Origin of the sequence: Rahnella inusitata (genome assembly GCF_018288855.1) — a bacterium.
Lineage (GTDB): Bacteria > Pseudomonadota > Gammaproteobacteria > Enterobacterales > Enterobacteriaceae > Rahnella > Rahnella inusitata.
In genome coordinates, this window is record NZ_CP065024.1 from 524,515 (window position 1) to 538,827 (window position 14,313).

General features: G+C 57.5%; 9 protein-coding genes. 4 read left to right on the top strand and 5 right to left on the bottom strand.

The window, feature by feature from the left end; genetic code table 11:
• The first annotated feature begins 85 nt into the window (after positions 1 to 85).
• Genes dppB through dppF form a run of 4 tightly spaced genes read left to right on the top strand, consistent with a single transcriptional unit; the run spans position 86 to position 4,069 of the window.
• The gene (gene dppB, locus I2123_RS02440; protein WP_112167437.1) at positions 86 to 1,105 is read left to right on the top strand and encodes a dipeptide ABC transporter permease DppB; all 1,020 of its coding nucleotides are present in this window, start codon (positions 86 to 88) and stop codon (positions 1,103 to 1,105) included.
• A 10-nt stretch (positions 1,106 to 1,115) separates the two neighbouring features.
• Entirely contained in the window at positions 1,116 to 2,030 is a 915-nt protein-coding gene (gene dppC, locus I2123_RS02445) for a dipeptide ABC transporter permease DppC (protein ID WP_112167438.1), read from the top strand.
• 10 nt (positions 2,031 to 2,040) lie between these two features.
• Complete coding sequence (dppD, locus tag I2123_RS02450) at positions 2,041 to 3,066, top strand: dipeptide ABC transporter ATP-binding protein (RefSeq protein WP_112167439.1); 1,026 nt, start codon at positions 2,041 to 2,043, stop codon at positions 3,064 to 3,066.
• Positions 3,056 to 4,069 (top strand): dipeptide ABC transporter ATP-binding subunit DppF, encoded by a 1,014-nt coding sequence (gene dppF / locus I2123_RS02455; RefSeq protein WP_213051728.1) that lies wholly within the window; start codon positions 3,056 to 3,058, stop codon positions 4,067 to 4,069. The genes dppD and dppF overlap by 11 nt, the downstream gene beginning before the upstream one ends.
• 63 nt (positions 4,070 to 4,132) lie before the next feature.
• Here the strand turns inward: dppF and I2123_RS02460 are convergent, their stop codons facing one another.
• The 5 genes from I2123_RS02460 to bcsA form a co-directional block, all read right to left on the bottom strand.
• The gene (locus I2123_RS02460) at positions 4,133 to 5,146 is read right to left on the bottom strand and encodes a family 8 glycosyl hydrolase (RefSeq protein WP_112167441.1); all 1,014 of its coding nucleotides are present in this window, start codon (positions 5,144 to 5,146) and stop codon (positions 4,133 to 4,135) included.
• A gap of 9 nt (positions 5,147 to 5,155) precedes the next feature.
• Positions 5,156 to 5,635, bottom strand: coding sequence for a cellulose biosynthesis protein BcsD (bcsD, locus tag I2123_RS02465; RefSeq protein WP_112167442.1), 480 nt, complete (start codon positions 5,633 to 5,635; stop codon positions 5,156 to 5,158).
• Positions 5,636 to 5,653: 18 nt separating this feature from the next.
• A complete protein-coding gene (locus tag I2123_RS02470) occupies positions 5,654 to 9,616 on the bottom strand; it encodes a cellulose biosynthesis protein BcsC (protein WP_213051729.1) in 3,963 nt (1,320 codons plus the stop codon).
• Between the two features lie 79 nt (positions 9,617 to 9,695).
• Complete coding sequence (gene bcsB / locus I2123_RS02475; RefSeq protein ID WP_213051730.1) at positions 9,696 to 12,215, bottom strand: cellulose biosynthesis cyclic di-GMP-binding regulatory protein BcsB; 2,520 nt, start codon at positions 12,213 to 12,215, stop codon at positions 9,696 to 9,698.
• Positions 12,212 to 14,311 carry a UDP-forming cellulose synthase catalytic subunit gene (gene bcsA, locus I2123_RS02480; RefSeq protein ID WP_213051731.1) on the bottom strand — a complete coding sequence of 700 codons (2,100 nt, stop codon included), beginning with the start codon at positions 14,309 to 14,311 and terminating at the stop codon, positions 12,212 to 12,214. Before bcsA ends, bcsB begins: the two co-directional genes overlap by 4 nt.
• Positions 14,312 to 14,313 lie beyond the last annotated feature (2 nt).

Here is a 14,313-nt window from a genome sequence, read left to right on the forward strand (position 1 = left end):
AGTTCAGCGGTATAGAGTTTTGTGAGCTACTAATAAGCCCGGCGAGCTACGGTTCTCCGGGCATTTTATACAGAGAGTACGGGATATGTTTCAGTTCATACTCCGACGTTTGGGGTTAGTTATCCCAACGTTTATCGGCATAACTTTGCTGACTTTTGCCTTCGTACATATGATACCAGGCGACCCGGTCACCATCATGGCAGGCGAACGCGGTGTTTCCCCCGAACGTCACGCCCAGTTAATGGCAGATATGGGGCTCGATAAGCCTCTTTATCAGCAATACTTCCACTATGTGAACGGGGTGCTGCACGGCGACCTGGGCACTTCCTTAAAAAGCCGAACCCCTGTCTGGCAGGAGTTTGTCCCGCGTTTTAAAGCCACGCTGGAACTGGGCATCTGCGCGATGATTTTCGCGATTGTTGTCGGTATTCCGGTGGGCGTGCTGGCGGCGGTCAAACGCGGATCGATATTCGACCACACGGCAGTGGGGATCTCGCTGACCGGATATTCCATGCCGATATTCTGGTGGGGGATCATGCTGGTGATGCTGGTCTCGGTGCAGCTCAACCTCACGCCCGTATCGGGGCGAATAAGCGATACCGTTTTCCTTGATGACAGCATGCCGCTGACCGGCTTTATGTTGATCGACTCCCTCATCTGGGGCGAGCCGGGCGACTTCAAAGACGCCGTAATGCACATGATTTTGCCTGCGCTGGTGCTCGGCACCATTCCTCTGGCGGTTATCGTGCGTATGACCCGTTCTTCCATGCTGGAAGTGTTGGGTGAAGATTATATCCGTACCGCGCGCGCCAAAGGCGTCAGCCGTATGCGGGTGATTGTCGTCCACGCACTGCGCAATGCGCTGCTGCCGGTGGTGACCATCATTGGTTTGCAGGTCGGGACGCTGCTGGGCGGCGCCATTCTGACGGAAACCATCTTCTCCTGGCCGGGACTTGGCCGGTGGCTGATCGATGCACTCCAGCGCCGCGACTATCCGGTCGTGCAGGGCGGAGTGTTGCTGGTCGCTACTTTGATCATCGTGGTTAACCTGCTGGTAGACGTGCTCTACGGTGTGGTCAACCCGCGTATTCGCCACAGAAAATAAGGGGCGCAAAATGTCTCAGGTTACAGAGCCCGTTGCGAATGAAATCGTGACGGCTGCGCCAGTGCCGATGCCGCCATTGCGGGAATTCTGGCATTACTTCAAGCGTAATAAAGGGGCCGTGACTGGCCTGGCTTATATCATCATCATGCTGGTGATTGCGATTGGGGCGAATGTGATCGCGCCACACGCCCCGGCTGAACAGTTCCGTGATGCCCTGCTGCGTCCGCCGGTCTGGATGGAAGGCGGAAGCTGGAAATTCCTGTTAGGCACCGACGACGTGGGCCGCGATATTCTGTCGCGTCTGATGTACGGCGCACGGTTATCGCTGCTGGTCGGTTGCCTGGTCGTGGTGCTTTCGCTGATCCTCGGCGTGATTTTCGGTCTGTTTGCCGGATATTACGGCGGTGTCATCGACGCTATCATCATGCGTGTGGTCGATATCATGCTGGCCTTGCCAAGCCTGTTGCTGGCGCTGGTGCTGGTGGCAATTTTCGGTCCGTCGATAGTCAACGCCTCGCTGGCGCTGACGTTCGTCGCCTTGCCACACTACGTGCGACTTACCCGCGCGGCGGTGCTGGTGGAAGTGAACCGCGACTACGTGACCGCTTCGCGCGTGGCGGGTGCCGGTGCGACGCGTCAGATGTTCATCAATATTTTACCTAACTGCTTAGCGCCGCTGATCGTTCAGGCATCGCTCGGTTTCTCCAACGCCATCCTCGATATGGCGGCTCTCGGCTTCCTCGGCATGGGCGCGCAACCGCCAACGCCGGAGTGGGGCACGATGCTGTCCGACGTCTTACAGTTTGCTCAAAGCGCCTGGTGGGTTGTGACCTTCCCTGGTGTGATCATTCTGCTGACGGTACTGGCATTTAACCTGATGGGTGACGGCCTGCGCGACGCCCTTGACCCTAAACTCAAGCAGTAGGGGACGAGAGATGGAAACCACATTAATTCAAGACGTACCGGTCGGCAAAACGCTGCTGACCGTTGATAAGCTTTCCGTGCATTTTGGTGACGAAGGCACGCCGTTTCGCGCCGTAGATCGTATCAGCTACAGTGTGAAACAGGGCGAAGTGGTCGGGATTGTCGGCGAATCCGGTTCCGGTAAATCGGTCAGTTCACTGGCGCTGATGGGACTTATCGATTTCCCCGGCAAAGTGATGGCTGAAAAGCTGGAGTTCGGTGGCCGTGATCTGCAAGGCATGAGCGAAAAAGAGCGCCGCCAGATTGTCGGCGCCGAAGTCGCGATGATTTTCCAGGATCCGATGACCAGCCTTAACCCGTGCTACACCGTCGGATTCCAGATTATGGAAGCCATCAAGGTGCATCAGGGTGGCAACAAAAAGACCCGTCGTCAGCGCACCATCGATCTGCTGAATCTGGTCGGCATCCCCGATCCGGCTTCGCGTCTCGACGTGTATCCGCATCAGCTTTCCGGCGGGATGAGTCAGCGCGTAATGATCGCGATGGCGATCGCCTGCCGTCCTAAACTGCTGATCGCCGATGAACCGACGACCGCTCTCGACGTGACCATTCAGGCGCAGATCATCGAATTGCTGCTCGAGCTGCAACAGCAAGAGAACATGGCGCTGATGCTGATTACCCATGACCTCGCACTGGTGGCCGAAGCCGCGCAGCACATCATCGTGATGTATGCCGGTCAGGTAGTGGAATCGGCAAGAGCCACGGAGATTTTCCGTGCGCCGCGTCATCCGTACACTCAGGCGCTGCTGCGATCCTTGCCGGAATTTGCCGCTGACAAAGCACGTTTGCAGTCATTGCCGGGCGTAGTGCCGGGCAAATATGACCGTCCGAACGGTTGCCTGCTCAACCCGCGTTGCCCGTATGCCACCGATCTTTGCCGTAAAGAAGAACCGGCGCTGCGCGATCTCGCGAACGGGCGTCAGTCGAAGTGTCATTATCCGCTCGATGATGCCGGGAGACCTACTTATGAGTCCTGATAACACCGCATCGCAGCCGTTGTTGCATGCGATTGACCTGAAAAAGCACTACCCGGTGAAGAAAGGGATGTTCGCCCCGGAACGTACAGTTAAGGCCCTCGACGGCGTGTCATTCACTCTCGAACGCGGTAAAACGCTGGCGGTGGTGGGTGAATCTGGCTGTGGGAAATCCACGCTGGGCCGTCTGCTGACCATGATCGAAGTCCCGACAGGCGGTGAGCTGTATTACCGCGGGCAGGATTTGCTGAAACCTGATGCGACAGCGGAAAAGCTGCGCCGTCAGAAGATCCAAATCGTGTTTCAGAATCCTTACGGGTCACTGAACCCGCGTAAGAAAGTCGGGCAGATCCTCGAAGAGCCGTTGCTGATCAACACCAAACTGAGCAGCGCCGAGCGTCGTGAAAAATCGCTGGCGATGATGGCGAAAGTCGGCCTGAAAACCGAACATTACGACCGCTATCCGCACATGTTCTCCGGCGGTCAGCGTCAGCGTATCGCGATTGCCCGTGGTCTGATGCTGGATCCTGACGTGGTCATCGCCGATGAACCGGTTTCCGCGCTCGACGTTTCCGTCCGCGCGCAGGTTCTGAACCTGATGATGGATTTGCAGCAGGATTTGGGGCTGTCCTACGTGTTCATCTCGCACGATTTGTCGGTGGTTGAACATATCGCCGACGAAGTGATAGTGATGTACCTTGGCCGCTGTGTGGAAAAGGGCTCGAAAGACGCCATCTTCAACAATCCGCGTCATCCGTACACGCAGGCTTTGCTGTCTGCAACGCCGCGTCTGAACCCGGACGAGCGCCGTGAACGCATCAAGCTGACCGGCGAGCTGCCAAGCCCGCTGAACCCGCCAGCCGGTTGTGCCTTCAACGCCCGCTGCCGTCGCGCGTTCGGCACCTGCAAACAATTCCAGCCACAACTGAAACAGTACGGCGATCAGCTGGTCGCCTGTTTCGCCGTGGATCAGGACGAGAACGGTACCACGCAGACCGTCGCGTAAATCAGGTGACGTATAGAAATGAGAAAGGCCGCGAAAGCGGCCTTTTTTATTCAGCGGAGAAAATTACCCTTGCTTACTCGCCCACCAGCTCAGAAGTTGCAGCGTAGACGAATAGTAATCATCTTTCGGCGCGAGGTTCGGGCTGATGGCAGCGGCGTTGGCCATGGTGAAATCACGGATAGCCAGTAAGCCCGGCGACATGTTGTAGCCCGCTTTGGTGCCGGTCATCACATCAATCCAGGCCGGTGTCGCGGTGCGTGGCGACTTCTGCCACCAGAGAATGAAGGGTGCCAGCTGCGGGCTGCCCGGATGCGCCCAGCCGAGGTACAGCGGGATACGCACGGCGTCATAACTGAAACGCGTCGGCCAGCGGCTGGCGGGCTTCATGCTGCCATCGGCCTGCATGTCTACCCAGTCGGTCGGCAGACGTAATTCGCCGAACGCCATTTTGCTGAGCATCGCGGTGCCGCTTTCATCGAGATCCTTCCACACTTTCAGGTGGCTGTGGGCGTAAAACGCTTTCCACGCCGGGAAGAGGAAGTAGGAGGCGTTGATCGTCACGTTACTGGTCTGATTGAACCCGGTCACGCCCGGCAGCATCACTTTGTAACCGGCGTAATCAATCACGTTATATTTGATCAGTGCCGTCTGTAATTTCTCGGAGGCTTTCGTGTAGCGCGTGTCATTCCATTTATCGCCCGCCAGCAGGAGTGCCCACGCCATCAGCTGGTCGCCGTCAGAGGCGTTATTTTTATCAGCGACGTGCACGCTGTTATTCGGGTCGTAACGCCACGAATAGAGGCCGATGTCCTTGCGGTACAGCGTGGTGTTCGCCCACTGCCACAACTTATCGAAAGTAGCCTGATCGTCATTGAAGACCGCCAGCAGCATGCTGAAACCCTGGCCTTCGGTGTGACTGACGTTTTTATTGGCGGTATCAATGATCCGGCCGTCAGGCATCAGAAAGCGACTTTTGTAGGCTGACCAGCCCTGATCCTGCGCCATTACTGCGGTAGTGAAAAACGAGAAAACCAGACCGAACCACAGCACCAGGCCGTAGCGTCGAAATGCCAACATAAAAATTCCTTACAAACCATTTTGATAGCGGAAGACGAATGCGCCTTCCGATGTGCTTTCCTGCCAGCGCAGGGGAACGTAAGGCTGTCCGCCTTGCGCCTGCAACCATTGGGCATACAGCCCTTCAAACAGCGAAATCAGCGCGATGCGCCACAGTTCGTCGTCTTCACCTTGCGGCGAAACCGGCCAGGCGATGTGCACCAGCGCAAGCTGTTGCTGGGTAGCTTCAATTTTCACCACGCCCCAGTCGAAACGGCTGAGAATGTGGTTGATGTTTTCTTCCAGTTCGCCGAGCGTGGCGCACACCGGCAGAGGATGCTGTCGCCCCAGATTACCGCCCATCAGCGTGAGAAAACGGCGGCCATCTTCGTCTTCGGCGGATGCCAGAATACCTGAAAATAGCACCTGCACCAGACTTTGCCAGCCCGGAGTGGAGTGCCGCTGGCGGTAATATTCCTGCGCGACCTGTGTATAGTTCTGTTCTTGCATGGTTTTATTCCACCGGGATTAATTTTGGCCCATCAGATAGCGGAAGTAGACCTGCGCTTTGCTTTCGTTGTAATCGCCGAAAGTATCGTAGCCCACCTGACCGCCAATCTGCATGTTCTTGTTCAGATGATAATTGCCGCCGACGCCAGCATTCCAGCCGATACCATTTTCGGTTTTACCGGAATAGTAAGCCTCGGTGCCGTAGCCCGCCGCCACCAGATCTTCCAGCTGTTTCTGCAAATCCGGGTTATTCGGGAAGTAGGCGCTCTTATCCTGAGAATAGGACTGATAACCGACGGATGCCGAGAGTTTCATATCCCAGTCGTCATACTTCTGGGTATATTCCACCGGGAAGGAGACGCTGACGTAGTTCTGCGGACTGAAGTAACCGCCCTGACCGTAGCTGTAGTAGCTGAGGTTTTTGTCGAAGTTCATGTAACCGACGTTAACCCCGGTTTTCAGCTCGCGATCGTCGTAACGGTACGGACGAACGTACAGCCCGGCGTTGGCATTGACCGACTGGTTACTCTTCACATTGTTACCGAGATAGCTGTAGTAACCGGCACCGGCGTAAAAGCCCGCGTCACCGTCATCGTAAGAAAGGTTAACGCTGCCGCCGTTTTTAGTGACCTGACCCCACTCTTTGCCGCTGTAGTTATCTTTGGTACCGACGTAGGACAAAATACTGTCGGTGATCGCGCGACGTTCTGCGGTCACGGTCAGCGTGGTGAAGTCCGTCAGTTTCGGTGCCCACTGCACGCCACCGACCAGCGAGCTCAAATCCTGCCCGAGCGGCGTACTGCCCACATCGGCTTTGTAACTGTCACCGGTCAGCGCGGCGTTGACTTCCACACCGGTGGCTTTCTGATTACCGGCATCCGGGGCGGAATAGGTGGTCGGATCGGTACCCGTGATGGTGTTATAGGCCACGCACTGCGCCGAGGCCGCGTTGGTCGAACTACAGTTTGCGCTGGAATTGGTGGAAGCCGCCGCCTGCAGTTTGGCGAAAGTGCTGTAATCGGCGATGTTCAGACCTGCCGCCGACGCCGCCGCTGCCACATCTTTCTGCGCGGACTGCGCCTGAGCCAGCGCGCCTTGCCCAAAGCGGCTGTTGGATGTACCGGACGGGCTGCCTGCGCTGAGCGAAACCGGCGTCACGCCGATGCTCAGGCGCGAGGTATCAAACGGCACGAAGGCGAAGGTCATCGGCGCTTTGGCTTCGGTCAGCTGACTGAGGCCGCTTTCGCCGTCACGTCCGCGAATCGACATCTCACCCTGCGCCCAGGTGGCGGTTTTGCCCTGCAAATCGTCGAGCATGTCGTCGATCTGTTTTTCTGTCGCATTACGCTGTGTCACTGCCGTCGGTTCTGCGGTGGTCGCAGGAATATTCCCCGGCGTGGAAACCTGATCGGAGACCTGCCACGGCATGACGGCGCCGTAAGAGGATTGCGTTGTCGGGCGTGAAGCCGTGGTGCGCGTCGAGCGGTTGATGAACGGGTTGTCGCTCAGCTGCAATCCGGCGACCTGCGCCGAACCGTCTGCGCCTTCCAGCCCGATCATCTTGCCCTTCGCTGAACGTAACAGCGCCATCGCCTGCTGATGATCGCCCTGTGCCTCGGCAACGCGTGCCGCCAGCAACAGGCGGTCTGGCGTGCGCGGGCCGGTCAGCCCGTTCATCAGCTGCTGCGCACGCTGCGTATCGCCTTCGCCCAGCGCGATATTGATCGCCCCGACGCGGGCATCCTGCGTCGGTGTGTCGTTGGCCATCAGGTAGTTGTAAACCTGACCGGCCTGTTTATTGAGTTTGCCGGACTGATACAGGCGCGCCATCGCCAACATCAGATCGCGGTTTTGCGGATCGGCTTGCAGCGCGACCACCAGCTTGTCGTACGCCGCTGCGTACTGACCCTGTTCGCGCAGCTGATCGGCCTGCGAGATAACGAAACCGTTACGCAGATTGGCCAGCGCCGTCGGCGACGTGCCGGACTGAATTTCCGGATTTTGCAGGAACGCCTGCGCTTCGTTGCCAAGCCCGGCCTGATTCAGCACAGTGACCTGATCGGCGTAATCCCCGGCGTTACCTTTCACGCCGTTGCGCATGTTCTGGCGCACCAGTTGCACCGCCAGCGGAAGCTGCCCGGTGGCGGCCAGATTTTTCGCCAGCGCACCCACGTCAGCCGGTGCTGTTGGCGGGTTCTGCGCCAGCGCACGCAGGGTATTGGCAGCGGCCGCGCTGTTGCCCTGTTGCAGATAGTTTTCGGCATCGGCCATTTGCGCATTGAAGTTGGCGCGCTGCGCCAGTTCACGCATACCCTGATTCTGACTGCCGCGCGGAATGCGCGAGAGCAGGGCGCTGGAGGTGGACCAGTTTTTGGTTTCCGACGCGAATAAGGCCGCGGCGTAGAGATCGGCAGACGAGGCTCCTGGGCGCGCGGACGGTGCCATGATCGACTGCGCCTGCGCAGTTTGTCCCTGAGATTGTAGGATGCGCGCCATGTCCAGTTTCACCCAGACGTTGGACGGCTGACGTTCCTGCGCCTGCTGGAGTAAGTTCAGCGCGCGCTGCGGATCGTTGTTCGCGACGGCCTGTGCAGCCTGACGGCGCAACGGCTCGATGACGTCGGCCACTTTTGGCGGATTCATCTTGGTCTGAATATCCGCCGGCAGCGTTTTGAGAACCTGATTGGCTTCGGCTGTTTTGTTCTGCTGACGCAGCACATAGAACAATCCTGCGCGGGCATCGGCGTTATCGCCAAGCGCGCTGAATTGCTGCTCGGCACCGGGCAGATCGCCCTTGCGGCGCAGAATGTCGGCGCGCAGTAATCCTGCGGACTGACCTTTCTCCCCGCCGACCTGTGTCAGCGGCGTGACCGCGGCCAGCGCGGCGTCATAACTGCCCGAACCGGCGGCTTCTTTGGCTTTCGCCAGCTGAGCGTAGAACGCAGAATCCTGTGCCTGATTACTCAGCTGTGCGCTGTTCGGTCCGCCCTGTGCGGCGGCTTTGCTCAGATACTGCGAGGCGGCTTCGAAATTGCCGCTGCGCTGCGCGATGTAACCCAAACCGGCCAGTGCGTCGGCATCGTTCGGATCGCCCGCCAGCACGCTTTCAAACTTGGCTTTCGCATCGGTGACGTCGCCGCTGTTCAGCGCGGTAAAGCCCTGACCTTTCGCCGCGCCACCGATATTTTTCTGGAAATAGGCCATTACGCCGGTGTCATTCGGATGACGCGCCTGATAGCCCTGATACAAATCGCGATCGCTTTCCTGCGGTGCCATCCATAACAGCGCCTGACGCAGCGAGCGGTCAGCGTCGCTGCTGCTGCCCGCCATGGTGCTCAGCAATTTGATGCCGTCGCGGCGGGAAGATTCCTGATAGGTCAGCACTTTACCCAGCGCCAGACGCGCCTGCGTATCGTCCGGACGGGACGCTACGCGCTGCTGCAAACCCGCAATTGCCTGCGGCTGGAGCGATTTATCACCCGCCATGGTCAGGTAATATTCGGTTGCCAGACTGTCGAGCGGCTGGTTGCCATTAAAGATAGTGCGGTAGGCCGAAAGTGAACCGCTGACGTTACCCTGCGCGGCCATCTGGCGTGCAGAGGCTAGCTGCGCCGGGGGAATTGACTGCATGGCTTTGGCGCTGTTTAGCGATGCTAAGCGCGGATCGTCCGGCGACGCGGCAGACAGCTTTTCGCGCCACTGGTTTGCCGCGGTTTTGTCGCCGCTTTGCATCGAGTACAGCGACATCAGATACAGCGCCTGGGCGTTGTTCGGCTCGACCAGCAACACTTTCTGCAAGGCGTCTTTCGCCAGATCGTCATGGGCGCGTTCGTGCCAGTAAGCCGCCTGATCGAACAGGGCTTTCATGGCCGGATTGGTCGTATCCGCGGCAAACGTTGAGGCGCTAAAACTCACGACTCCGGCGATCCCTACCAGATAAATAGCCCTGATCACCGCCAAGGACAGTTTATGTTTTTTCATTTTCCAGCTCCGGTAATCGCCAGGTTATAGCCGGGAGTAAAGGCTACCTTCGTTGTTGTTCTTTTTGTTTTAAGGCTTTTCATTTGTGGCCCAGACGTTTAGCCGCATGGCGACGCAGAACGACGAACAGGCTCAGGCCCACCACCAGCGAGACCAGCGTGGCAATCAGCGACAGGATCACGATGTGCGTGCTGGCGTACCAGAGCACCATCATGTACCACGGCATTTGTCCGGTCGGGAATTGCTGGCCGACCGAGAAGCTGCGGATGCCGTTTTCATCAGTAATGATCGCCAGATCGCCGCGTACGTTGGCGTTGATTTGTGGCAATTTCAAATCGCTGTGGATTTTCAGCAACTGCTGATCGTCAGTACCGGTTGCCACGACCACCACGTGATCGTTAGACCAGCGCGAGCGGTAGCTGACAAACCCGCGCCATGCGCCGGTTGATGACAGATAGCGGTCGGCATCCACCGGCTGGCGATACCAGTCACCGGTCAGCCACGCCACGATGCGCTGTACTTCGGTTGGCGTTTTTACGCCCATCGAATTCGCGTTCAGGCCAAACGGCGAATCAGCCAGTAACTGCTGATTAAAGGAGGAATCGCCCAGCGTGGTGACCGCCAGAATATCGCGGTCAAACAGCGGATTTCCCTGCTCGTCACCCTTCAGACCAAAGGCAATCTGCACATGACTCACCGGCACGCCGGTGGCTTTGCCCGCGCGGGCGGTGAGGTTCAGCAAGGTGTGAATTTCATCAGCCGTCGGTTCCGGCGGCAGCAGCATCAGCGTGTCGGAGAAGTCGGCCAGTTTGGAATACGGATAGGATGCACCGACGAAATACGACAGGTTCGGTAACTGCGCGAAATGGTAGCTTCCGCTCAGGTCGATGAAGGATTTCGGATCGATACGGCTTTTGATGTTATCGCTGGTCAATATGCTGCACGGCGCGTCTTTTTTCGGTTTGATGTCGAAATAGAACTGCAACTGGTTGTCGCCGTAAATCAGGTACGGCGCGAGCTGCATGGTGTAGCGTTCCTGACGGCTGTCACCGCCGAGGCGACGCCAGATGTTTTCTACCAGACCGACTTTGTTCACCGTCAGGCTGCGCAGGAAATTGCTGTTGATGGAGACATTCAGGCGCGAATTATCTTCATCAATCCAGTTTTCCGTCGGGAAGCGATAATCAATACGAACCGGAATGTTGTGGCCATCCCACATGAACAAGTCCGGCGCGGCGCGGAACGCCACCTGAATGCCATCGTGATAAATACCGTTGGAAATCAGCGAATCCGGATCTTTGCCTGCCAGTTCACCCAGCGTGACCGGGCGCGACGTGTCGATCCAGCGCGGGGCGTCATACGGCTTGCGGGGCGGAATGGTTTGCTGTGCGACATCCAGATGATCGGTGTTGTTCGGCATTCCGGCGCTTATCAGCCGGTAAGCCGCCTGACGCAACTGATTGTCATCGTTACCCAGAACCAGCAGCAGCTTGTAGACCGGATTAATCGGGTTATCAATGATTTGAATCGATGCACCGCTGCTGGCAGGCAGCGTCAGAGAGCCGATTTTATCGCCAGGTTTACCGAACAAAATACCGTTCTGATCGGGCAAATCATTCAGAATAACCGGAAAATCAACGTCGCGATAATCGGACAACATGCCGAGATAAGAAGAGACCATCGCGGCGGCGCTGACATCTCCCGGTTTCATTGATGCCGGGAAGCCCATGGTGATTTTGGACTCCTGCATTTGCAGGCTGTCGAAGAACGGACGTGGGAAGTTGCCCAGATTGCGCCCAATGTTCAGTTGCTGACCTTCCAGACCAATGCTGGTCGTCGGCAAAATAGTGACCCAATATTTGTCCGACTGATCCTTCTCGCAGGTCATGGTGTTGCTGTCATGCACGCGAAAGCTCAGGTTGTTGCTCGAGACCACCATCGCTGACGGGATATCCAGCTCGTAGACATCGCCGCCGTTGCTGGTCTGGTTCAGCGGCAGGTTACCCAGCGGCTGGCCGTTGAGCATCAGTTCCAGCGTGGTATCGCGGGCGATCAGCGCCGGAGAAATTTTCAGCGCCAGCGAGAGATGGGCGTTGGTCACCACTTCATCTGCCGGCAGGGTGAAGAGAATGCCGGACTGCAACTGGCCGCCGCTGAGGGTCAGGCCTTTTGGCTGGCCCATTTCGGCAACGGTAATATTACTGGTGACCGGCTGAACCAGCGGGATCACTGGCGCAGGCGCGGCTGCGGGATCGGCCACCGGCATGGCCGGGGTTGCTGCATTGGCCGAATCGCTGTTATTGACCGGCGTGGTATCCGCCTGAGGCATATATTCTGACGGCACCGCCTGAGGTGCAACTGGCGCTGCGGTGTCAGCAGGCGCGGCTTCTTCCGGCATCGCTGGCGTGGGCGGCAGCCATGACGGTGCCGCAGGCAGACTGGTGGCCGGATCGATCGCCGGGGCAGGGGCTTCTTCCGCATGCGTAAACGGCAGGCCGCTGAAGGTCAGCAGCAGGCCGGTGGAGATTTTCCTGAGCAGGGACGCACCCGGCACAGCAAATAAACGGCGCTTGATCATCGGCTTACGTGGTCGTTTCATGCTGCTTCACTCTTGCTGGTGGTCTCAGCGGGGGTATTTTTGCCGCGACGTTCTTTCCATGTGTTGTAGAACAACTCAAATACGCAGCGGATGATACTGAGCAGCGAGCGGAACGGATTGTCCGGTGGATATTCTTCACCGATCCAGGCATCCGCACGGCACAGGACAACGCGCACCAGTTCACGGCGTTTCGACAACGGCAGATTTTCAAATTGCAGACGGATACGCTCTTTGTTGCCACTGATTTGCGTCACCGGAAAACTTTCCGCGCCCGAGGACAGCTGAATTTCTACCTCTTCAATTTCTTCGTCCAGATAACGCACGTCCGGCGTCAACAGCTGCACGCCGCCCATCGACATATCGATGGTGGTGGTGCGCAGGGAAATGCCGTTGGCGTAATGAATGATGGCCGGGATCGCCACATCAATACGGATGGTTTTACGCACCTGACGGGTTTCTTTCGCCACGGCAATGGCTGCCAGCAGGATCAGCACGCTGAAGCTGCCCCACGCCACGTTCAGCGCGATTACGCTCGGGTCGATGGCAAAGTAGTTATGGAAGACTGCACGCACTAAGCCGTAGCCGATACCGATAATCATCAGAATGGCGACGATCAGGTGCGGCTTGACGATGTTGAAGTCAAAGAAGCCCACGTCCAGCAGGCCGCCTTTGTCGGTCACGTTAAACTTGCCGCGTTTTGGCGCAAGCAGGGTGACAATCGTCGGCAGGATCAGGTGGAACGCCATCACGGTTTCGTAAATTTCACCCCAGAACGTATAGCGGAAGCGGCCATTCATGCGGGAGTTGATGTACAGCGACATCACCAGATGCGGCAGCGCATACGCAAAAATCAGGCTGGCGGACGAGGAGATGATGTTCAGGTTGAATAGCAGGAAGGCCAGCGGTGCGGTCAGGAACACCACGCGCGGCAGGCCGAACTGGAAGTGCAGCATGGCGTTGAGATAGCACAGGCGTTGCTGCCATTTCAGACCACGGCCAAATAACGGATTATCGACGCGGAAAATCTGCGTCATGCCGCGCGCCCAGCGGGTACGCTGAATGACGTGCAGACCGAGACGTTCTGTCGCCAGACCGGCCGCCAGCGGAATATCCAGAAACGCAGTGTTCCAGCCACGGCGCTGCATTTTCAACGCCGAGTGGGCGTCTTCGGTCACGGTTTCTACCGCAAAACCGCCGACTTCTTCCAGCGCCACGCGGCGGATCACCGCACAGGAACCGCAGAAGAACGTGGCGTTCCAGTTATCGTTACCCTGTTGAACCGGGCCGTAGAACAGCGCGCCTTCGTTTGGCATGGTGCGCCCAGCAGAGAGGTTGCGTTCAAACGGATCGGGTGAATAGAAATAGTGCGGCGTCTGGATCAGCGCCAGACGCGGGTCTTTCAGGAAGCTGCCGACGGTCGCCTGTAAAAATGCGCGGGTGGCGACGTGGTCGCAGTCAAAGACGCAAATCAGCTCGCCTTTGGTGAGTTTCATCGCATGGTTCAGGTTACCGGCTTTCGCGTGGGCATTATTATCACGGGTGATATATCCCACGCCTGCATCGGCGGAGAACACAGCAAATTCGTCGCGCTTGCCGTCATCAAGCACGTATATTTTGATTTTATCTTTTGGATAATCGATACATTGCGCCGCCAGAACGGTATCACGCACCACGTCCAGACTTTCGTTATAAGACGGAATATACACATCGACCGTCGGCCACAGCGTGGTGTCATCCGGCAAGGGTTCGATGGTGCGTTTCAGCGGCCAGGTGGTTTGCAGATAACCGAGTAACAGAATAAGCCAGACGTAAAGTTCGGCGAGGAATAACCCGATGCCTAAAATGGCTTCAATGGTGGAATTGAAATGCAGCGTTTCCGTCGCGCGCCAGTAAATATAGCGCGTCGACATCATGACGGACATGATGACCATCACCACGCTTATCCGCCGGCTTTTGCTGATGCCCAGTAAAAATAAAAGGCTAATGCTTATCAGCCCGAAGATGTACTGCTTCTGGCTGTCCATTGGCGTGATGACGATAACTGCTGCCACCGGCAGCAGCAGGAGCACAAGCAGGGAAAACAGGAATTTATTCATCG